Origin of the sequence: Streptomyces lydicamycinicus (assembly GCF_000829715.2) — a bacterium.
Lineage (GTDB): Bacteria > Actinomycetota > Actinomycetes > Streptomycetales > Streptomycetaceae > Streptomyces > Streptomyces lydicamycinicus.
Map to the genome: position 1 here is coordinate 727,990 of NZ_BBNO01000001.1, position 20,536 is coordinate 748,525.

18 protein-coding genes and 1 riboswitch are annotated in these 20,536 nt (G+C 69.8%); of the genes, 7 read left to right on the plus strand and 11 right to left on the minus strand.

Going from position 1 to position 20,536, the window contains the following annotated elements:
- Window positions 1-101: 101 nt before the first annotated feature.
- The 5 genes from TU31_RS03145 to TU31_RS03170 all read right to left on the minus strand — a co-directional run bounded on the left by TU31_RS03145 (window position 102) and on the right by TU31_RS03170 (window position 7,121).
- Window positions 102-1,157 (minus strand): ribonucleotide-diphosphate reductase subunit beta, encoded by a 1,056-nt coding sequence (locus TU31_RS03145; RefSeq protein ID WP_042148479.1) that lies wholly within the window; start codon window positions 1,155-1,157, stop codon window positions 102-104.
- Window positions 1,157-3,592, minus strand: coding sequence for a ribonucleoside-diphosphate reductase subunit alpha (locus TU31_RS03150; protein WP_370682693.1), 2,436 nt, complete (start codon window positions 3,590-3,592; stop codon window positions 1,157-1,159). The genes TU31_RS03145 and TU31_RS03150 overlap by 1 nt, the downstream gene beginning before the upstream one ends.
- Before the next feature lie 160 nt (window positions 3,593-3,752).
- Window positions 3,753-3,905: riboswitch (cobalamin riboswitch) on the minus strand.
- A 325-nt stretch (window positions 3,906-4,230) separates the two neighbouring features.
- On the minus strand, window positions 4,231-5,856 hold the full coding sequence (gene mctP / locus TU31_RS03160; RefSeq protein WP_042149885.1) for a monocarboxylate uptake permease MctP: 1,626 nt from the start codon (window positions 5,854-5,856) through the stop codon (window positions 4,231-4,233).
- 38 nt (window positions 5,857-5,894) lie between these two features.
- Window positions 5,895-6,155 (minus strand): DUF3311 domain-containing protein, encoded by a 261-nt coding sequence (locus tag TU31_RS03165; RefSeq protein WP_042148487.1) that lies wholly within the window; start codon window positions 6,153-6,155, stop codon window positions 5,895-5,897.
- A 207-nt stretch (window positions 6,156-6,362) separates the two neighbouring features.
- Window positions 6,363-7,121, minus strand: a complete 759-nt coding sequence (locus TU31_RS03170) for a GntR family transcriptional regulator (protein WP_042148491.1) — start codon at window positions 7,119-7,121, stop codon at window positions 6,363-6,365.
- A gap of 245 nt (window positions 7,122-7,366) precedes the next feature.
- On the opposite strand from TU31_RS03170, the gene TU31_RS03175 reads away from it, so the two are divergent.
- The 4 genes from TU31_RS03175 (at window position 7,367) to TU31_RS03190 (ending at window position 12,130) form a co-directional block, all read left to right on the plus strand.
- Window positions 7,367-8,635, plus strand: coding sequence for an extracellular solute-binding protein (locus TU31_RS03175; RefSeq protein WP_042148494.1), 1,269 nt, complete (start codon window positions 7,367-7,369; stop codon window positions 8,633-8,635).
- Window positions 8,636-8,751: 116 nt separating this feature from the next.
- Window positions 8,752-9,744, plus strand: coding sequence for a carbohydrate ABC transporter permease (locus TU31_RS03180; protein WP_042148498.1), 993 nt, complete (start codon window positions 8,752-8,754; stop codon window positions 9,742-9,744).
- On the plus strand, window positions 9,741-10,571 hold the full coding sequence (locus TU31_RS03185; RefSeq protein WP_042148501.1) for a carbohydrate ABC transporter permease: 831 nt from the start codon (window positions 9,741-9,743) through the stop codon (window positions 10,569-10,571). The genes TU31_RS03180 and TU31_RS03185 overlap by 4 nt, the downstream gene beginning before the upstream one ends.
- A gap of 8 nt (window positions 10,572-10,579) precedes the next feature.
- Entirely contained in the window at window positions 10,580-12,130 is a 1,551-nt protein-coding gene (locus tag TU31_RS03190) for a glycoside hydrolase family 3 protein (RefSeq protein WP_042148504.1), read from the plus strand.
- A gap of 61 nt (window positions 12,131-12,191) precedes the next feature.
- On the opposite strand, the gene nagB is transcribed toward TU31_RS03190, so the two are convergent.
- The gene (gene nagB / locus TU31_RS03195) at window positions 12,192-12,974 is read right to left on the minus strand and encodes a glucosamine-6-phosphate deaminase (RefSeq protein WP_042148508.1); all 783 of its coding nucleotides are present in this window, start codon (window positions 12,972-12,974) and stop codon (window positions 12,192-12,194) included.
- Window positions 12,975-13,143: 169 nt separating this feature from the next.
- Complete coding sequence (locus tag TU31_RS03200; protein WP_042148512.1) at window positions 13,144-13,917, minus strand: SDR family oxidoreductase; 774 nt, start codon at window positions 13,915-13,917, stop codon at window positions 13,144-13,146.
- A 161-nt stretch (window positions 13,918-14,078) separates the two neighbouring features.
- Between TU31_RS03200 and TU31_RS03205 the strand changes: the two genes are divergently transcribed.
- Window positions 14,079-14,708, plus strand: a complete 630-nt coding sequence (locus TU31_RS03205; RefSeq protein WP_042148514.1) for a TetR/AcrR family transcriptional regulator — start codon at window positions 14,079-14,081, stop codon at window positions 14,706-14,708.
- A 326-nt stretch (window positions 14,709-15,034) separates the two neighbouring features.
- Entirely contained in the window at window positions 15,035-16,507 is a 1,473-nt protein-coding gene (locus TU31_RS03210) for a sensor histidine kinase (RefSeq protein WP_042148517.1), read from the plus strand.
- Between the two features lie 176 nt (window positions 16,508-16,683).
- Here TU31_RS03210 and TU31_RS03215 read toward each other — a convergent pair whose 3' ends face one another.
- Together TU31_RS03215 and TU31_RS03220 are read right to left on the minus strand one after the other, a co-directional pair.
- Window positions 16,684-16,941, minus strand: coding sequence for a WhiB family transcriptional regulator (locus tag TU31_RS03215; RefSeq protein ID WP_003983230.1), 258 nt, complete (start codon window positions 16,939-16,941; stop codon window positions 16,684-16,686).
- A 320-nt stretch (window positions 16,942-17,261) separates the two neighbouring features.
- A complete protein-coding gene (locus tag TU31_RS03220; protein WP_042148523.1) occupies window positions 17,262-18,245 on the minus strand; it encodes a diacylglycerol/lipid kinase family protein in 984 nt (327 codons plus the stop codon).
- A 96-nt stretch (window positions 18,246-18,341) separates the two neighbouring features.
- Between TU31_RS03220 and TU31_RS03225 the strand changes: the two genes are divergently transcribed.
- Complete coding sequence (locus TU31_RS03225; protein ID WP_042149893.1) at window positions 18,342-18,812, plus strand: hypothetical protein; 471 nt, start codon at window positions 18,342-18,344, stop codon at window positions 18,810-18,812.
- 103 nt (window positions 18,813-18,915) lie between these two features.
- On the opposite strand, the gene TU31_RS03230 is transcribed toward TU31_RS03225, so the two are convergent.
- Window positions 18,916-19,875, minus strand: coding sequence for an RNA polymerase sigma factor SigF (locus tag TU31_RS03230; protein WP_042148528.1), 960 nt, complete (start codon window positions 19,873-19,875; stop codon window positions 18,916-18,918).
- Between the two features lie 43 nt (window positions 19,876-19,918).
- Window positions 19,919-20,332, minus strand: a complete 414-nt coding sequence (locus TU31_RS03235; protein ID WP_042148531.1) for an ATP-binding protein — start codon at window positions 20,330-20,332, stop codon at window positions 19,919-19,921.
- Between the last annotated feature and the right edge of the window lie 204 nt (window positions 20,333-20,536).

A 20,536-nucleotide genomic window follows, 5' to 3' on the forward strand; every position in this document is an offset into this window, starting at 1 on the left:
GGCCGGGAAACGCGTCCCGGAGGGAAACGGATCGCGGCAGACAAAGGGGCCCGCCCGCGGCATCGCGCCGCGGGCGGGCCCCTTTCGCCCGGACTGCCGGACTAGAAGTCGTCGTCGAAGGAGACCGACCCCTCGACGGCGACCTGGTAGGCGGATGCCCGGCGCTCGAAGAAGTTGGTCAGCTCCTGGACGTTCTGCAGCTCCATGAAGGAGAACGGGTTCTCCGAGCCGTAGACGGGCGCGAAGCCGAGCCGCTGGAGCCGCTGGTCCGCGACGCACTGGAGATACTCGCGCATCGACGCGGTGTTCATGCCCGGCAGGCCCTCACCGCACAGATCCCGGCCGAACTGGAGCTCCGCCTCGACGGCCTCCTTGAGCATCTCGGTGACCTGCTGCTCCAGCTTGTCGTCGAAGAGCTCGGGCTCCTCCTGGCGGACGGTGTCCACCACCGAGAACGCGAACTCCATGTGCATGGACTCATCGCGGAAGACCCAGTTGGTGCCGGTGGCCAGCCCGTGCAGCAGCCCGCGGGAGCGGAACCAGTACACGTACGCGAAGGCGCCGTAGAAGAACAGCCCCTCGATGCAGGCCGCGAAGCAGATCAGGTTGAGCAGGAAGCGGCGCCGGTCGGCCTGGGACTCCAGCCGGTCGATGCTCTCGACCGAGTCCATCCACTTGAAGCAGAACTCCGCCTTCTCACGGATGGAGGGGATGTTCTCCACCGCCGCGAAGGCCGCGGCGCGGTCGTCCGGGTCGGGCAGGTAGGTGTCCAGCAGCGTCAGATAGAACTGGACGTGCACGGCCTCCTCGAAGAGCTGACGGCTCAGGTACAGCCGCGCCTCGGGGGAGTTGATGTGCTTGTACAGCGTCAGCACGAGGTTGTTGGCGACGATCGAGTCGCCGGTCGCGAAGAACGCCACCAGCCGGCCGATCATGTGCTGCTCACCCGGCGACAGCTTGGCGAGGTCGGCGACGTCCGAGTGGAGGTCGACCTCCTCCACGGTCCAGGTGTTCTTGATGGCGTCCCGGTAGCGGTCGTAGAACTCCGGGTACCGCATCGGACGCAGGGTCAGCTCGAAGCCCGGGTCGAGGAGGTTCTTCTCACCGGTGGTGGCGGTGTGCGCTGCCGCGGCGTTGGTTTCAGGTGCGGTCGTCATTACTGGCAGGCCTCGCAGGACTCGGGGTTTTCCAGGGAGCAGGCGACCGCCTCGGGGTCGGTGGCCTGCTGCGGGACGGGGGCGGGGGCGGCGGCCGCGGTGCCGCGCGCCGACTGGGCGATCCGGGTCGCCGGCCGCGAACGCAGGTAGTACGTCGTCTTGATGCCGCGCTTCCAGGCGTAGGCGTACATCGAGCTGAGCTTGCCGATGGTCGGGGACGCCATGAACAGGTTCAGCGACTGGCTCTGGTCCAGGTACGGCGTACGGGCCGCGGCCATGTCGATCAGCGCGCGCTGCGGGATCTCCCAGGCGGTGCGGTACAGCGCCCGGACCTCCGCCGGGATCCACTCGACGTCCTGCACCGAGCCGTTGGCCTCGCGCAGCGCGTCCCGGGTCCGCGCGTCCCACAGCCCCAGCGCCTTGAGCTCCTCGATCAGATACGCGTTGACCTGGAGGAACTCACCGGACAGCGTCTCGCGCTTGAAGAGGTTGGAGACCTGCGGCTCGATGCACTCGTACACGCCCGCGATCGACGCGATGGTCGCGGTCGGCGCGATCGCCAGCAGCAGCGAGTTGCGCATACCGGTCGTGGCGATACGGGCGCGCAGCGCCGCCCAGCGGTCCGCCCAGCGGGGCTCGGCGTTCGGGTAGTGGTCCGGGTGCAGCACCCCGCGGGCGGTGCGGGTCGCGGACCACGCCGGGTGCGGGCCGTGCCGCTCGGCGAGGTCGGCGGACGCCTCGTAGGCGGCGAGCATGATCCGCTCGGAGATACGGGTCGACAGCTCCTGCGCCTCGGGCGAGTCGAAGGGCAGCCGCAGCCGGAAGAAGACGTCCTGGAGGCCCATCAGGCCCAGACCGACCGGGCGCCAGCGGGAGTTGGACGTCCCGGCCTGCTCGGTCGGGTAGAAGTTGATGTCCACCACGCGGTCGAGGAAGGTCACGGCCGTGCGGACGGTCGCGTCCAGCCGCTCCCAGTCCATCTCGCCGTGGTCACCCAGGTGCGCCGCGAGGTTGACCGAACCCAGGTTGCAGACCGCGGTCTCCCCGTCGTTCGTCACCTCCAGGATCTCCGTGCACAGGTTGGACGAGTGCACGACCTGGCCGGGCTCGGCGGTCTGGTTGGCGGTGCGGTTGGCGGCGTCCTTGAACGTCATCCAGCCATTGCCGGTCTGCGCCAGGGTGCGCATCATGCGGGAGTACAGCACCCGGGCGGGGATCTGCTTGAGCGCCCGGCCCTCGGCCTCCAGCTTCCGGTAGGCGGCGTCGAACTCGTCGCCCCACAGGTCCACCAGCTCCGGGGCGTCCGAGGGCGAGAACAGCGACCAGTCGGCGTCCGCCTCCACCCGGCGCATGAACTCGTCCGGGATCCAGTGCGCGATGTTCAGGTTGTGCGTACGGCGCGCCTCCTCACCGGTGTTGTCGCGCAGCTCCAGGAACTCCTCGATGTCCGCGTGCCAGGTCTCCAGGTAGACGCAGGCCGCGCCCTTGCGCCGGCCGCCCTGGTTCACGGCCGCGACCGAGGCGTCCAGGGTGCGCAGGAACGGCACGATGCCGTTGGAGTGCCCGTTGGTGCCGCGGATCAGCGAACCGCGGGCGCGGATGCGGGAGTACGACAGACCGATGCCGCCGGCGTGCTTGGAGAGCCGGGCGACCTGGTGGTAGCGGTCGTAGATCGAGTCCAGCTCGTCCAGCGGCGAGTCCAGCAGATAGCAGGACGACATCTGCGGGTGGCGGGTGCCGGAGTTGAAGAGGGTGGGGGAGGAGGGCAGGTAGGACAGCGAGCTGGTGAGCCGGTAGAGCTCGGCGACGTCGTCCAGCGCGCGGTCGCTGTGGTCCTCGGCGAGACCGCAGGCCACCCGCAGCAGGAAGTGCTGCGGGGTCTCGATGACCTGACGGGTGGTGGGGTGCCGCAGCAGGTAGCGCGAGTGCAGGGTGCGCAGCCCGAAGTACCCGAAGCGGTCGTCGGCCCCGTCGGCGAGCGCCCGGTCGACCAGCGCGTCCAGCCGGGCGGCGTGCGCCCGGACGAACTCCGCGGTCTCGTCGGCGATCAGCCCCTCGCGGTGGCCGACCTCGACGGAGGCGGAGAAGGCGACCGCCCCCTGTCCGGCCGCCTCCTCCGAGATCGCGAGGGTGAGCAGCCGCGCCGCGAGCTTGGAGTACTGCGGCTCGTCACCGATCAGACCGGCCGCGGCATCGGTGGCCAGCGACCGCAGTTCGGCCTCGTCGGAGCCGGCGTGCCGGCCGCGCAGGGCGGCGGCGGCCACCTTGCCGGGGTCGGTCGCGGTCAGGTCCTCGGTCAGCTGGGTCAGGGTGCGCAGCAGGGCGACACCCGGCCCGTCCTCGCCCGGTCCGCCGTCGGCGGTACCGGGAGGCGTGGCCACCACGGGCGGCACGACCTCGGCGTCTGACGCGGGCTCCGTTGGCGCGATGGTCACGCGATGCTCTCCCTCACTCGGCGGGGGCCGGGAGGGGCGGGCACGACGGGCGCACGCGAGCATGCGGCACCCCGAGACGGCAGGGGTGCGCGGGCACACCGCGCGGCGTCCACCGGCCCAACCCTCGGGGCCCGGACGTATCGACGACCGCACCCCTTGCGGTGCGGACGTACCGTCGGCAGGTCCTCGGACTACACGGGCACGCGCCCAGGGCCGGTATCCGCCCGGCCGAGCGCGCTCCTACACCGTTGCGGGACAGTTCCGGATTCCCACCGGATTCCCCTGCGGCGACAGCGAGGACGAGCATACATGTGGGGGTGGCCCCTCAAGTGCACCCCCACATCTAGTGTGTCGTGAGTGATCACACAGTGCCTGTCAGTGGCCTTGGCTATGGTCGGTGACAGTTCTTTGTTCCGTCCCGTGGAAGAAGGAGAAGGCCTCATGACCGCGCTCGCCGGCCGGCCGCACATCATGGAGACCGAGCATTTCGAAGAGGCCGCCCGGATACTCGCCCGCTTGGAAGAAGGCGCGCGGTTGGAACTCATCGACGGGAAGGTCAAGAACGGCGAACGCCAACGGGCCGCCGCGCCCCGGAGGGTACGCGACGGCCCGTTGCCGGAAGCCGGCCGACCGGTGGCTCAGTGGCCTGCCGGTGCCTTTTCCGTGGCCGGCGGCAGTTCCACGGCGACGCCCTCGTCGCCGGCGTCCGCCGTGTAGTCGGCGGGGCTGGTCTCGTCGATGCCCTCGGGGGCCTTGGCGGCCTTGAGGGCGAAGGTCAGGACGACGGTGACCACGACGTTCAGCACGAAGGCAGTCAGACCGATGTAGCCGATCTCACCGATGCCGGGGATCTCCGCGCTGGAGCCGCCGAAGTGCTTCTGGGTCGGGCTGGCGACGCCGTAGGCCGCGAGCGTGCCGTAGAGCATGCCGACCGCCCAGCCGGCCAGCAGCGCCCAGCGGTGGAACCAGCGGGTGAAGAGGCCGCCGACCAGGGACGGCATGGTCTGGAGGATCCAGATGCCGCCCAGCAGCTGGAAGTTGATCGCGACGGTCTTGTCCATGGTGAGGACGAAGACCAGCGCGCCGACCTTCACCAGCAGCGAGACCAGCTTGGCGACCTTGTGCTCCTGCTCGGGCGTGGCGCCCGGCTTGAGGAAGTCCTTGTAGACGTTGCGGGTGAAGAGGTTGGCCGCGGCGATCGACATGATGGCCGCGGGCACCAGCGCGCCGATGCCGATCGCGGCGAACGCCACACCGGAGAACCAGCTCGGGAACATGTCCTCGAACAGCTGCGGGATGGCCAGCTGCGGGTTGCCCTGGATGTCCGTGCCGGCCTTGATCGCCATGAAGCCGAGCAGCGCCAGCAGGCCCAGCATGAGGGAGTACAGCGGCAGGATGGTGGTGTTGCGGCGGATCACATTGCGGCTGCGCGAGGACAGCGTCGCGGTGATCGAGTGCGGGTACATGAAGAGCGCCAGCGCCGAGCCGAGCGCCAGGGTCGCGTACGCCCACTGGGCGTTGGGGCCGCTGACCAGCTCGCCACGCGGTTTGCCGGGCACGGCACCGGGCTGGGCCAGCGCCTTGCCGGCCGAGTCGAAGATCGCGTCAAAGCCGCCCAGCTTGATCGGGATGTAGATGATCGCCACCGCGATGACGAGGTAGATCAGCCCGTCCTTGACGAACGCGATCAGCGCCGGCGCCCGCAGCCCCGAGGAGTAGGTGTACGCGGCCAGCACGGCGAACGCGATCAGCAGCGGCAGGTCCTTGACGAACCAGTTGGTGTGCTCGCCGCCGCCGATGCCCATCACGTCCAGGACGGCCTGGATGCCGACCAGTTGGAGGGCGATGTACGGCATCGTGGCCAGGATGCCGGTGAGCGCCACGGCCAGTGACAGGCCCTTGGAGCCGAAGCGGCCGCGGACGAAGTCGGAGGTGGTGACGTAGCCGTGCTTGTGCGAGACCGACCACAGGCGGGGGAGGAAGGTGAAGATCAGCGGGTAGACCAGGATCGTGTACGGCACGGCGAAGAAGCCGGCCGCGCCCGCCGCGTAGATCGCCGCAGGGACGGCCACGAACGTGTACGCGGTGTAGAGGTCCCCGCCCAGCAGGAACCACGTCACCCAGGTGCCGAAGCTGCGGCCGCCCAGCCCCCACTCGTCGAGGTTGGCGGACTCCTCCGCCTTGCGCCAGCGGGCGGCCAGGAAGCCCATGACCGTCACGGCCAGGAAGAAGAAGACGAAGACGGCCAGGGCGACGCCGTTGATGCCCTGGGTCTGGGAGGCGGCGAGCGCGCTCGTGGGAGTCACTGGTCCGCACCGCCCTTGCGGGCGCGCTGCTCACGCTGCACGAGCTTGTAGGCGAGGGTGGTGAGCGCGGTCGAGATCAGCACCCACAGCATCTGGTACCAGTAGAAGAACGGGATCCCGATGATCGTCGGCTCGATCTTGGCGTACGAGCTCACCCACAGCATCGCCACGAACGGAGCGATCAGGCAGAGTCCGGCCACCACACGCGTGGGCGTGACGACCTGTCTGCGAACCGGTGATGCGGCTGACTGGGTCATGACCGTGGCTCCGTCCCCTGGCTGTCTCCTGTGCGATCGGCTGGAAATCTATGGCAGGGCAGTGGCACGCGTCACTAGCTGTCCGCATATCGGTATCAAGAATCCACCCGGCCGCGACCTGCGCCGCCGGCCCCAGGGGGCGGACCCGGCGGCGGCAGGGCAGGGGAAGGCCGGGCGGAGCGCTGTCCGCCCGGCGCGGGTCCTGGGTCAGTCCGTGGGGCGTTGCAGCCGGGCGACGAACTTGTAACGGTCGCCGCGGTAGACCGAGCGCACCCACTCCACCGGCTGCCCCTGCGCATCGAGCGAGTGCCGGGAGAGCATCAGCATCGGCAGTCCGACATCCGTGCCCAGCAGGCCGGCCTCGCGCGGGGTGGCGAGGGAGGTCTCGATGGTCTCCTCGGCCTCCGCCAGCCGGACGTCGTACACCTCGGCCAGCGCGGTGTAGAGGGAGGTGTACTTGACGAGGTTCCGGCGCAGCGCGGGGAAGCGCTTCGCCGACAGATGGGTGGTCTCGATGGCCATCGGCTCACCGCTGGCCAGCCGCAGCCGTTCGATGCGCAGCACCCGGCCGCCGGTGGCGATGTCCAGCAGGCCGGCGAGCCGGTCGTCCGCCGTGACATAGCCGATGTCCAGCAACTGGGAGGTCGGCTCCAGGCCCTGGGCCCGCATGTCCTCCGTATAGGAGGTCAGTTGCAGGGCCTGGGAAACCTTGGGCTTGGCGACAAAGGTGCCCTTGCCCTGGATGCGCTCCAGCCGGCCCTCGACCACCAGCTCCTGGAGGGCCTGACGCACCGTCGTGCGCGAGGTGTCGAACTCCGTGGCGAGGGTCCGTTCGGGCGGGACCGGGGTGCCGGGCGGCAGGGTCTCGGTGATTTCCAGCAAGTGCCGCTTGAGCCGGTAGTACTTGGGCACCCGTGCGGTCCGCGTGCCGCCGTTCTCGGCGCTGCTGCCCCCGTCCGTGTCCATGACCCGCCTCTCCGACTCCTGTCGTGCTGCCGTCACCGGCGCCTCCGTACGTAGCGGCTCACATCGTGGCACGGGTGGGATTCCCGCGCTCCCTTACAGGCCCCGGCCCGCCGGATGTCGGTCCGGTAACGGACCTGACAGCGACTCTTATACACCCTTGACACCCCTAAAGGTCTAGGCCAAGCTGCGGGGCACTGGTCTAAACCATTAAAGACCACACACCCGGCCTTTGGGGGGAGAGCGCAATGAAGCGTGGGCTCGTGGCGGCGACGGCGGTCGTGGGAATGCTGGTGGGTGTCACTGCCTGTGGGTCCGGCGGCGGCACGAAGACGGGCGCGGACGGCTTCAAGGGCCAGAAGCTGACCGTCTGGGTGATGAATGGTTCGAATCCGGCGCAGTGGACCGAGCAGGTCTCCGCGCAGTTCAAGAAGAAGACCGGCGCCACCGTCGAGTTCAAGGTCCAGCAGTGGAACGGCATTCAGCAGAAGCTGAGCACCGCCCTTTCCGAGGACACCCCGCCGGATGTCGTCGAAATCGGCAACACCCAGACCGCCGCCTATGCCAAGGCCGGTGCCCTGGCCGAACTCGGCGATCTGAAGAAGGAGATCGGCGCCGACTGGAACGAGGCCTTCAACAAGGCGTCGCTCGTCGACGGAAAGCAGTACGCCCTCCCGTGGTTCGCCGGAAACCGGGTGGTGATGTACAACAAGAAGATCTGGGCCGAGGCCGGCCTCAAGACAACTCCCCGGACCCGCAGCGAGCTCTTCCGGGCCTTTGACACCATCAAGAAGAAGACCGACGCCGAGCCGCTGTATCTCCCCGGCCAGAACTGGTACTTCTTCGACGGCCTGACCCTCGGCACCGGCGCCGGCCTCGTGAAGCGGCAGGGCGACAAGTGGGTCTCCAACCTCGGCGATCCCAAGGTCGCCAAGGCCATGGACATCTACCAGCAGTACCAGGCCTTCAGCACCGCCCCCAAGAACAAGGACGAGGCCACCCCGCAGCAGGCCGAGGTCTTCGCCAAGGGCCGTACCGGCGCCCTCATCGCCATGGGCTACGAGGCCGCCACCGCCCTCAAGGCCAATCCGAAGATGAAGAAGGACATCGGCTTCTTCACCATCCCCGGGGAAACCGCGGACAAGCCGGAAGGCGTTTTCCTCGGCGGCTCCAACTTCGCCGTCGCCGGAATGGGCAAGAACCAGGAACTCGCCAAGGAATTCCTGAAGGTCGCCCTGTCGAAGCAGAACGACCGGCAGATGGTGAAGGAGTCCGGCTGGGCTCCGAAGTCCCCGGACCTGGCCGACGCCGCACAGGAGAATCCGGCCGTGGCGGCCGCCGCGCCGGCGGCGGAGAAGTCCGGGGGCACCACACCGCTGATTCCCCAGTGGGCCGCGGTGGAGAACATTCCGAACCCGATCAAGAGCTATATGACCGCAGTTCTGGGCGGTAAGTCCCCGGCCGATGCCGCCAAGGACATCGAGCCCGAGATCAACGCACGGCTCGCCAAGCAGTAACGGACGCCCGGGCGCGCGCCCACCAGGCGCCGGGTGCCGGCCGGCCGTCCCCGGCCGGCACCCGGGCACCGCGAACGCACCGAGTTCTGACGGGACACGAGGGGGAGCAGGGGCCCATGGCAGTGCAGCTCGACGGCGCGGTGGACCAGACCGCGCCGCGGACCGGCAAGGGCGGCGCACCGCCCACCCGGCGCGGCGGAGGCAGCCGGCGGGCCGCACGCGGCGCCCCCTACCTCCTGCTGCTGCCGGCCCTGCTCGCGACCGCGGTCTTCCTGGGCTGGCCGATGGTCCGCAACCTCCTGCTCTCCTTCCAGAACCTCAATATGAAGGAGCTGATCCAGCACCTCACCGACTGGCGCGGCATCGGCAACTACCAGGAGATCCTGGGCAGCGAGCAGTTCTGGCGGGTCACCCTCCGCACCCTCGTCTTCACCGCGGTCAATGTCGCCCTGATCATGATCCTCGGCGTGCTGATCGGTCTGCTGCTGGCGCGGCTCGGCACGAAGATGCGCCTCACGCTCTCCGCCGCGCTGGTGCTCGCCTGGGCGATGCCGGCGATCGCCGCCACCACCGTCTTCCAGTGGCTCTTCGACTCCCGCTACGGCGTCGTCAACTGGCTGCTGGACAAGCTCGGTGCGCACTCCATGGCCCACTACGACTGGGTCGGCACCCAGCTCTCGACGTTCTTCGTCATCACCGTACTGATCGTCTGGCAGTCGCTGCCCTTCGTGGCCCTCAACCTCTACGCCGCCACCACGACCATCCCCAGGGAGCTCTACGAAGCGGCCCGGATGGACGGCGCCGGCACCTGGAAGGTCTTCACCTCCGTCACCTTCCCCTTCCTCAAGCCGTTCTTCCTCGCGACGACGTTTCTGGAGGTCATCTGGGTCTTCAAGGCGTTCCCGCAGATCTTCGCCATCAACGAGGGCGGCCCCGACCGGCTCACCGAAACACTGCCGATCTACGCCTTCACCGAGGGCGTCGGCAACCTCCACTTCGGCATGGGCGCCGCGATCTCCCTGCTGACGATCGTGGTGCTGCTGGTCATGACCGCGTACTACCTGCGGCTGACGGTCACCCAGGAAAAGCAGGAGGAGAACGAGCTGTGAAGCACTCTCTCGCCGGCCGTGCCTGGCCCAATGCCACGGCGGCCGTGCTCGCCCTCGGCTTCCTCTTCCCGGTCTACTGGATGTTCAACACGGCCTTCAAGCCGACCCGGGACATCATCAGCGAGGACCCCGTGTGGTTCCCCTTCCACGGCACTCTCGAACACTTCACGACGGCCGTGCGCGCCCCGAACTTCTGGATCCTGGCCGGCAATTCGGTGCTGGTGACCGTCTTCGCCGTCGGTCTGTCGCTGGTGATCGCCCTCTGCGGGGCGTTCGCGCTGACCCGGATGCGCTTCCGGGGCCGTAAGGGCATCCTGTTGACGTTCATGGTCGCCCAGATGGCTCCCTGGGAGGTCATGGTGATCTCCATCTACCTGATCGTCCGGGACGCGGACCTGCTCAACAGCCTGCTGCCGCTCACCTGCTTCTACATGCTGATGGTGCTGCCCTTCACCCTGCTGACGCTCCGGGGCTATGTCGCCGCGGTGCCCATGGAGCTGGAGGAGTCCGCGATGGTCGACGGCTGCTCGCGCCGCCAGGCGTTCCTCAAGGTGGTCTTCCCGCTGCTGGCGCCCGGCCTGATGGCCACCTCGCTCTTCGGATTCATCACCGCCTGGAACGAATTCCCGCTGGTGCTGGTCCTCAACAAGGAACCGGCCACGGGAACCCTGCCGCTGTGGCTGTCGCAGTTCCAGACCCAGTTCGGGGACGACTGGGGTGCCACCATGGCCGCCGCCTCGATCTTCGCCGTCCCCATCCTGGTCCTCTTCCTGTTCCTGCAACGCAAGGCGGTCGGCGGTCTCACCTCCGGCGCAGTGAAGGGATAACGCAGCTCATGACGCCTCTCGTACGCTCCGTACGCTCCGCCGACACCCTCACCCGCGATGCCCTCGCCGTCCTCCAGCCCGGCTTCACCGGCACCACCCCGCCCGACTGGCTGCTGCGGCGCCTCGGCGAGGGCCTGGTCTCGGTCGGCCTCTTCGGCCGCAATGTCGCCGAACCGGCCCAACTCGCCGCGCTCACCGGCCGGTTGCGTGCCGAACGCGAGGAACTGATCGTCGCCATCGACGAGGAGGGTGGCGATGTCACCCGCCTCGAAGTGCGCGGCGGCTCCTCCTTCCCCGGCAACCATGCGCTCGGCGCCGTCGACGACACCGAGCTGACCCGCGCGGTCGCCCGCGAACTCGGCCGACGGCTGGCCGACTGCGGTATCAACCTCAACTGGGCCCCCTCCGCCGACGTCAACTCCAACCCCGCCAACCCGGTCATCGGCGTCCGCTCCTTCGGCGCCGACCCGCAGCTGGTCGCCCGGCACACCGCCGCCTACGTCGAGGGCCTCCAGTCCGCCGGTGTCGCCGCCTGTACCAAGCACTTCCCCGGCCATGGCGACACCGCCGTCGACTCGCACCACGATCTGCCGCGTATCGCCGCCGATCTGCCCACCCTCCAGGAACGCGAACTGGTGCCGTTCCGCGCCGCCGTCGCCGCCGGCACCCGCGCCGTGATGAGCGCCCACATCCTGCTGCCCGCACTGGACGCCGAGCACCCGGCCACGCTCAGCCCGGCCGCGCTGCACGGTCTGCTGCGGGCCCCCGAGGCCGAGGGCGGCCTCGGCTTCGACGGGCTGATCGTCACCGACGGGATGGAGATGCAGGCCATCTCCGCCACCTACGGCATCGAGCGCGGCAGCGTGCTCGCCCTCGCGGCCGGTGCCGACGCCATCTGTGTGGGGGGCGGGCTGGCGGACGAGGGCATCGTGCTGCGGTTGCGTGACGCCCTGGTGCGGGCGGTGCGCGAGGGCGAACTGCCGGAGCAGCGGCTCGCCGACGCCGCGGCACAGGTGCGCGCCCTGGCCGGCCGGGCCCGGAGCACGGGCGCGGGGGAGGGCGCCGCGCCCGCCCCCGGCATCGGCCTCACCGCGGCCCGGCGCGCCCTGCGCGTCACCGCCGCCGGCCCGTACCGGCCCCTGGCCGAGCCCGTCTACGTCGCCGCCTTCACCCCCCTCGCCAACATCGCCGTGGGCGACGAGACCCCCTGGGGCGTCGCCGCCGAACTGGCCCGCCTGCTCCCGGGCACCGAGACCGCCACCTGCACCGGCGAGGCCGCCGCCGCGGGCGGTACCGCCGCCCTGGTCGACGGCCTGCTCACGGCGGCCGCCGACCGCCGCCTCGTCGCCGTGGTCCGCGATGTCCACCGCCACCCCTGGATGGCCGACGCGCTCCACACCCTCCTCGCCGCCCGCCCCGACACCGCCGTCATCGAAATGGGCGTCCCCCAGGCCCCACCCCAAGGCGCCCTCCACGTCGCCACCCACGGCGCGGCCCGCGTCTGCGCCCAGGCCGCGGCCGAGGCCCTCACGGGCCGGAGCCCGTCCCCCGACGAGTGATCAGGCGCCGCCGGCCCGAGGGGGCACGGTGCGGCCCCTTGCCCCCTGCCCCCGGCAGGGCCTACAGGCCCTGCCACTCCGGCTTCGCCGCATACGTGGCGCGGAAGTAGTCCGCGAGCTTCAGCTTGGCGGCCGCGGCCTCGTCCACGACGACCGTCGCATGCGGGTGGAGCTGTAGCGCCGAGGCCGGGACCAGCGCGGCGACCGGGCCCTCGACGGCATGGGCCACCGCGTCGGCCTTGCCCTCGCCGGTGGCGAGCAGCACCAGATGGCGGGCCTCCAGGATGGTGCCGATGCCCTGGGTGATGACGTGGTGCGGCACCTCGTCGAGGCTGTCGAAGAACCGGGCGTTGTCCTCCCGGGTCTGCCGGGTCAGCGTCTTGATGCGGGTACGCGAAGCCAGCGATGAGCAGGGCTCGTTGAAGCCGATGTGCCCGTCCGTGCCGATGCCGAGCAGCTGGAGGTCCACACCGCCGGCCTCGCGCAGCGCGCGGTCGTACGCCTCACAGGCGGCCTGCACATCCTCCGCCGCGCCATCCGGGCCCATGAAGGACTCCTCGGCGAGGCCGAGCGGTTCGACCACCTCGCGCAGGACCACCGAACGGTAGGACTCGGGGTGCCCGGCCGGCAGTCCGACGTACTCGTCGAGCTGGCAGATGCGCGCCCGCGAGGCGTCCACGTCGCCGGCCCGGACCTTCGCCGCCAGCGCCTCGTAGATGGGCAACGGGGTGGAGCCGGTGGCCACACCGAGCAGTGCGTCGGGCTTACGGCGCACCAGGGTGGCGATGGCCTCCGCGATCAGCTCGCCGCCCGCCACGGCATCCGGAACGATGACAACTTCCACGCTTGGCCTGCCGTTCTGGAGAATGATCCATGTGGTATAGACCAATCTAGCAGAGGGTGGCCCCCGGAACCCGTCGGCACATCCGAACGGCCGGTCAAGTTTTCCGGCACCCGCCATGCCTCCGGCCGGCAGCCGGCACCGGCAGCCCGCACCGCCGTACGGCACTCCGTCAGAGCAGCGCCCCGCCCGTCGCGTCGATCCACTGCCCCGTCACCCAGCGGCTGTCGTCCGAGGCGAGGAAGGCCACGACGTCGCCGATGTCGGTGGCGTCCGCGACCCGGCCCAGCGGGGATGTCTCGCTGACCCGCTGCCGCGCCGCGGCATTGGCCTCCCCGCGCAGCCATCCGGCATTCATGTCGGTGTTCACCGCGCCGGGCGCCACCGCGTTGACCGTGATCCCGCGCGGGCCCAGGTCCTTGGCGAGGGTCGAGGTGAAGACGTCGATCGCGCCCTTGGTCATGGCGTACGCGATCAACTCGGGCTTGGCCGCGCCCCGTGTCAGACCGGTCGAGGTGTTGATGATCCGCCCGCCGTCCCGCAGCCGGGGCAGTGCCTGCTGGGCGATGAAGAACGGCGCCTTGGTGTTGACCGCGAAGAGGGCGTCGAAGTCCTCCGGCGTCACCGCCTCGATCCGCTTCAAGGTGCCGTCGACGGCCTTGTTGATGCCGGCGTTGTTGACCAGGATGTCCAGCCCTTCGGCCTGCGCGTCGAAGGCGGCCCACAGTGCTTCGGCGTCCCCCGGCACCCCCAGCTCGGCCTGGAGCGCGAAGGCCTGGCCCCCGGTGGCCTCGATCGCCGAGACCGTCTCCTTGGCCGCGGTCGCGTCCCGCCCGTAATGTACGCCGACCCGCGCGCCCTCCCTGGCCAGCCGTTCCGAAATGGCCCGGCCGATCCCCCTGCTGCCGCCTGTCACCAGTGCCGTCTTGCCGCTGAGCGCACTCATGGCAGTGCCCCTCCCGATCCCTGTGCGGATGTCCCCGGACGTATGCGGATGCGCGCCGACGTGCACCGATGCACGCGCTGCCGCACCGAGCGCTTTCTTTATCGCTCGTTACAGAAAAACCGTAGCACGCAATCCGTACCGGCCGCTATAAAATTCTTGCCATGGCGACCAAGGAGACGAAACAGCGCGGGCGGCCCCGGTCCTTCGACCGCGAGACGGCCCTGGAGCAGGCGGTCCGGTCCTTCTGGGAGCGGGGCTACGAGGCCACCTCGATCTCCGACCTCACCCGCGCCATGGGCATCAGCGCCCCCAGCCTCTACGCCGCCTTCGGCGACAAGCGGGCCCTGTTCGACGAGGTCGTGGCCGAGTACGGGCGGCTCTACGGAGGCTTCCTCTCCCGCGCCGTGGCCGAGGAGCCGACCGCCCGTCGGGGCGTCGAACGGGCCCTGCGCGAGGCCGCGGCCGAATACACCCTGCCCGGCCGCCCCCGCGGCTGCCTGGTCATCAGCGCCGCCCTGAACATCTCGCCCGCATCGGCCGAAGTCGCCGACTCCCTGCGGGAGATGAGGCTGTCGAACGTCCGGGAGATCGCCGGCGCCATCCGTGCGGACATCGCCGCCGGCGAGCTGCCCCCTGATACGGACGCCGGCGCGCTGGCCGCCTATACCGGCGCCGTCATCCAGGGCATGTCCCAGCAGGCGCGTGACGGCGCGGAGCGGACGGAGCTGGAGGCGATCGCCGAGCTGGCGCTCAAGGCGTGGCCGCGGAAGACCGGCGGGGAGGACCGCTGAAGACCCCCGGAAGCACCCGCGGGCCGCGGCGCCGGGACAGGACCCTCAACCTGTCCGGCACCGCAGCCCGGAGCTGACATCGGCCGACCCCGTCTAGCGGCGGGCGGCGCCCCTGTGTGCGGTAGGGGTGCATCCCGTCCTGGGACCGGTCGATCGGAGGCCTCGGCGCAGTCAGGGCAGAGAGCGCCTTCGGCCTCGTTCCGCTCTCCTGTGCGGGGAGGGCGGAGGCCTTTGCTGAATTCTGGACTAGACCATTCTCACTTGTCCATGCCCGTGCAGATACAACACATACACCGTACGCCGGTAGGCTCCAAGACGTGCCCTCCATGAACGATCTCGTACGCCAGCACACCGCTCTGAGCGACACCGACCTCGAGTGGCTCCATCTGCTGGTCTCGGAGTGGCAGCTGCTCTCCGACCTCTCCTTCGCCGATCTTGTGCTGTGGGTGCCCACTCTCGATGGCACCCGCTATGTATCGGTGGCCCAGATGCGGCCCAATACGGGGCCCACCTCCTACCAGGACGACATGGTCGGCCATCTCGTTCCCCGGGGCCGCCGCCCGATGCTGGACTCCGCCCTGGACGAGGGCCGCATCGTGCGCGAGGGCGATCCGGAGTGGCGGGAGGAGGTTCCGGTGCGGGTCGAGTCCATCCCGGTGCGCCGCGAGGGCCGGGTGCTCGGGGTGATCGCCCGCAATACCAATCTGCTGACCGTACGCACCCCCAGCCGGCTGGAGCTCACCTACCTCCAGAGCGCCTCCGACCTCGCCCAGATGATCGCTGCCGGATCGTTTCCCTTCCCCGGCCAGCAGGTCGACATGGATGCCTCACCGCGCGCCGGCGACGGACTGATCCGGCTCGACGCGGACGGCATCGTCCAGTACGCCAGCCCCAATGCCCTCTCCGCCTATCACCGGCTCGGTCTCGCCGCCGACCTGGTGGGCCACCACCTGGGCCAGGCCACCGCCGAACTGGCGCCCGCCCGCGGCCCCGTGGACGAGGCACTGGTCAAGCTCGCCAGCGGCTGGGCCCCCAGGGAGTTCGAGGTCGAGGGCGACGACGGCGTGATCCAGTTGCGCGCCATTCCCCTCAAGCCCAAGGGGACGCACATCGGTTCACTGGTCCTGCTGCGCGATGTGACCGAACTGAGACGTCGCGAGCGGGAGCTGATCACCAAGGACGCCACCATCCGGGAGATCCACCACCGGGTGAAGAACAATCTCCAGACGGTCGCCGCGCTGCTGCGGCTCCAGTCCCGCCGGATGGATTCCGAACAGGGCCGCGAGGCGCTCAACGAGGCCGTACGCAGGGTCGGTTCGATCGCGATCGTGCACGAGACGCTGTCCCAGACCCTCGACGAGCGGGTCGAGTTCGACGAGATCGCGGACCGGGTGCTGGCCATGGTCGCGGAGATCTCCCCGGGCAAGGTGACCACCCGCCGCACCGGACGCTTCGGCATCCTGGACGCCGAGGTGGCCACCCCGCTGTCGATGGTGCTCACCGAGGTGCTTCAGAACGCCCTGGAGCACGCCTTCGACCAGGTGGAGCGGGGTGTGGTCGAGGTCGGCGCGGTGCGCGGCGGCAGTCGTACCGAGCCGCGGCTGCTGGTCACCGTCCAGGACAATGGCCGCGGCCTGCCCGAGGGTTTCGATCCGCATCGCGCCGGAAACCTGGGGCTCCAGATCGTACGGACCCTGGTGGAGGGGGAGTTGGGCGGAAAGTTCGACATGGTGCGGGCGCCCGAGCGCGGTACGCAGGTCATCCTCGACGTGCCGGTGCGCGCCGAGAAGCAGCACTGAGATCCGGGGCCGGCGACCGTCGGCCGCGCCCGTCCCGGCCCTGAACAGCAGGAAGCCCCGGACCATGCGGTCCGGGGCTCAAAGCTGTGTCGATGCGATAACGACCGGGCTTGTCAGCGCCGGGGGTGCATCGGGTGTACTGCGCGCTGCGGCTCGGGGGCCACGGGGCTGCTGGCTCAGGCGCTGGCGTTGCGCGCCCGGTTGCGAGCTGCACGGCGCTTCATAGCGCGGCGCTCGTCCTCGCTCAGACCACCCCAGACGCCGGAGTCCTGGCCGGACTCGAGCGCCCACTGCAGGCACTGCTCCATGACGGGGCAGCGGCGGCAGACGGCCTTGGCTTCCTCGATCTGCAGCAGCGCAGGACCGGTGTTGCCGATGGGGAAGAAGAGCTCGGGGTCTTCCTCGCGGCAAACGGCGCGGTGACGCCAGTCCATGGCTGCTCCATCTCCTCGTGTGACGGGATCGTTGCTTGTGAATGTGAACGCTTTCACGAATCCCTCCACAAGGGAAGGGCCGAAATCCAGTCGTGAACTGGCGCGGTCCTGTGGAATGAGGAGGAGGATTCGGGCTCTCAAGGGGGCCGGTAGAGCGGCCGTCCCGATCGCCATGAAGAGACTCGCAAACCTCGGCGGCGGATACAACCCCTTCCGGAAACTTTTTTTTGAATCCTTGGTGTCGCCTAGCTCACAGCCGTCATTCCAGGGGGTGGAAACCAGTCTAAACGTTCGAGTGAAAGGACTTTGGGCCCTACTGCTCACACAATCACACGCAGTGCACGGCGTACGCCTGTGAACGTCACACTCGTACGCAGTCCCAGGTGGTCACCGTCCATCTGGAAGGGCAGGGGGACCTGCGAATGCAAGGTGAAGTTCGTGAGGTCGTGAAGTGAGAGGGCGTGTTTGCCGTGGGGCCCGCGCTCGGGTGTTGACGTCAGCAACTGGGTCGCATAGCGGGCCACCGCGGACGGCGAGAGCTTGCTCAGTGCGAACAGATCCAGGGCCGTGTCGAACGAGGCGTCCGGGGACGGATAGATCGGCCGATTGCCCAGGTAGGACCAGGGGGCGGTGTTGCAGATTATGGCCAGCGCCAGGTTCTCGACGGTCTCCGCGGCGCCGTCGGTCCCGCCCGGACGTTCGAGGGTGAGGACGCCCCGCCGGCGGTTCGCCTCGCCCAGGAACTGCCGTACGACCTGTCGCATATACAGGGCGTGGGTCGAACGCTTGCCGCGTTCGCGCTGCTGCTCGACCCGGCCGACGACGCCGGCGTCGAATCCGAAGCCCGCGCAGAAGGTGAACCAGCGCTCCGGTACGCCCTCGTCCTCGCTGCCCGGGGTGCCCGCGGCGAGCCCGAGGCCGATCGTCCGCTCGCTGCCGTCGCGCAGCGCGTCCAGCAGGGCGCCGGTGGCCTCCACGACGTCATTGGGGAGCCCGAGCGCGCGGGCGAAGACATTGGTGGAGCCGCCGGGGACGACCGCCAGCCGGGGGTGTGAGTCGGGATCGGGGCCGTTGGCCAGCAGACCGTTGACGACCTCGTTGACCGTGCCGTCGCCGCCGAGCGCCACCACCAGGTCGGTCTCGCCGCCCTCGGCGGCCTCCTGGGCGAGATCACGGGCGTGCCCGCGGTACTGCGTCTGTGCGACCTCCAGCTTGAGGTCGCTGGCGAGTGCGTGGGTCAGCACGTCACGGGTGCGGGCACTGGTGGTGGTTGCTGCGGGATTGACCACGAGAAGTGCGCGCATATGCAGCAGCGTACCTACCTGCGGGTACCGGCCTCACGCCCCGTCCGGCTCCGGGGCATCCCCGGAGGCCGGGACGGCCGGCGCTACCCTGCTGGGGTGAGCAGTCAGCAGAAGCAGTCCGCGTCCCGAGCCGCCGGAGCCCCCACCGCGACCGCGTCCACCGTGCCGACCGGCCCGCGACCTGCCCGGCTGAGCGCCGCGGCGGCGCTCACCGCCGTCGAAGGGCTCGCCCTGGCCGCCCTCGGCGGCTACATGCTGATCATGGGTCTCGCCGGTTCGCCGGACAGCCCGCAGCAGGCGGAGATGGGCGGGCTCACCGTCCTCGCGCTCGCCGTGCTGCCGCTGGTGGCCGCCCGGGGGCTGTGGCTGCGCCGCCGCTGGAGCCGGGGCCCCTCGCTGATCACCCAGATCGTGGCGCTGCCGGTGGCCTGGACGCTGGTCAACGGCGGCGGTGCGCTGATCGCGGCCGGCATCGGACTGGCCGTGGCCGCGCTGGTCGTGCTCGTGCTGCTGGTCAACCCGACGGCCACCGAGGCGCTGGGTATCGGGCCGCGCGAGACGCCCTGAGGAGGGCGCGGGGCGCGCGTCCCGGGTTTCCGGCCCGGCAGACCCCTGGAACGCACGGTGGGCGGGGCCTTCGAAGGCCTCGCCCACCGCACTTGTGCGCCGTTCACTCCTCGACGAGGAGCTTGTCGCGCAGCTGGGCCAGGGTGCGGGCCAGGAGGCGGGAGACATGCATCTGGGAGATGCCGACCTCCTGGGCGATCTGCGACTGGGTCATATTGCCGAAGAAGCGCAACAGCAGGATCTTCTTCTCCCGCGGCGGGAGATCCTCCAGCAGCGGCTTGAGGGACTCGCGGTACTCCACGCCCTCCAGCGCCTCGTCCTCGGCACCGAGGGTGTCGGCGACCGCCGGGGACTCGTCGTCCGTGTCCGGGACGTCCAGGGAAAGAGTGCTGTAGGCGTTGGCGGACTCCAGGCCCTCCAGGACCTCCTCCTCGGAGATCGCCAGATGCTCGGCCAGCTCATGCACCGTGGGCGCCCGGCCGTGCCGCTGGGACAGCTCGGCGGTCGCGGTGGTCAGCGACAGCCGCAGCTCCTGGAGGCGACGCGGGACGCGGACCGCCCAGCCCTTGTCGCGGAAGTGCCGCTTGATCTCGCCGACGACGGTGGGGGTGGCGTACGTGGAGAACTCCACGCCGCGCTCCGGGTCGAAGCGGTCGACGGACTTGATCAGACCGATGGTGGCGACCTGGGTCAGATCGTCCAGCGGCTCGCCACGGTTACGGAACCGCCGGGCCAGATGCTCGACGAGCGGCAGGTGCATACGCACGAGGGTGTTGCGCAGCTCCGCGCGCTCCGGGGAGCCATCGGGCAGCTTGCGCAGCTCGTAGAACATCGCCCGGGCGCCGCTGCGGTCCTGCGGCTCCTGGGAATGCTGTTGATCCTGCCGCTTGTCGTCGGGGGCCGGCGCATCGTGCTGCTGCGCCTGCTGCCCCGGCTGCTCGCTCTGCTCCATGTGGTCCGCCCGCTCTGCCTGCTCCGCCGCGTCCAACCGGCCGCCGTGGTCGTCTACGCCCACCGGATGCGGCCGGGCCTGCTGCTCGGGGATGGTCGCGCTCGGCGCCATCCTCCCGCCGCGTTCGAGATCTTTCACGGGGCCCCCTGTTCGGTCATGACGGTCCGGGACCGGCGCCGCGCTCCTTGTACAGACTGATGGTGACCGTTTGGTCCTCGGAGACGGTGGAATCGACCTTGCCGGCGAGTGCGGAGAGCACCGTCCAGGCGAAGGTGTCGCGCTCCGGGGCGCGGCCGTCGGTCGTCGGGGCCGACACGGTGACCTGAAGTGCGTCATCGATGAGGCGGAAGACGCAGCTCAGCACACTGCCGGGGACGGCCTGTTGCAGGAGGATCGCGCAGGCCTCGTCGACCGCGATACGCAGATCCTCGATCTCGTCGAGGGTGAAGTCCAAGCGGGCTGCGAGCCCGGCCGTGGCCGTACGCAGCACGGACAGGTAGGCACCCGCAGCGGGCAGACGGACTTCCACGAAGTCCTGAGTCCCGGGCTCGCCTGCGATCTGGGACACCCTCACCTCCAAGGTGGCACAAGCTGGTTGAGCTGGAATGCGCGATATTCGCGTTGTTCGGGATATTCGCGCCGGACTTTTCTCCCCTCGGACGAAAGGAGAACGATTCGGCGCGACACATGGTTCGGCTGTGACGCTATCGCGATCTGTGGGCCGGTGTCGCCCGGAAGGAGTACCACTGCCGTCCGCGCGGCGATCCGGCCC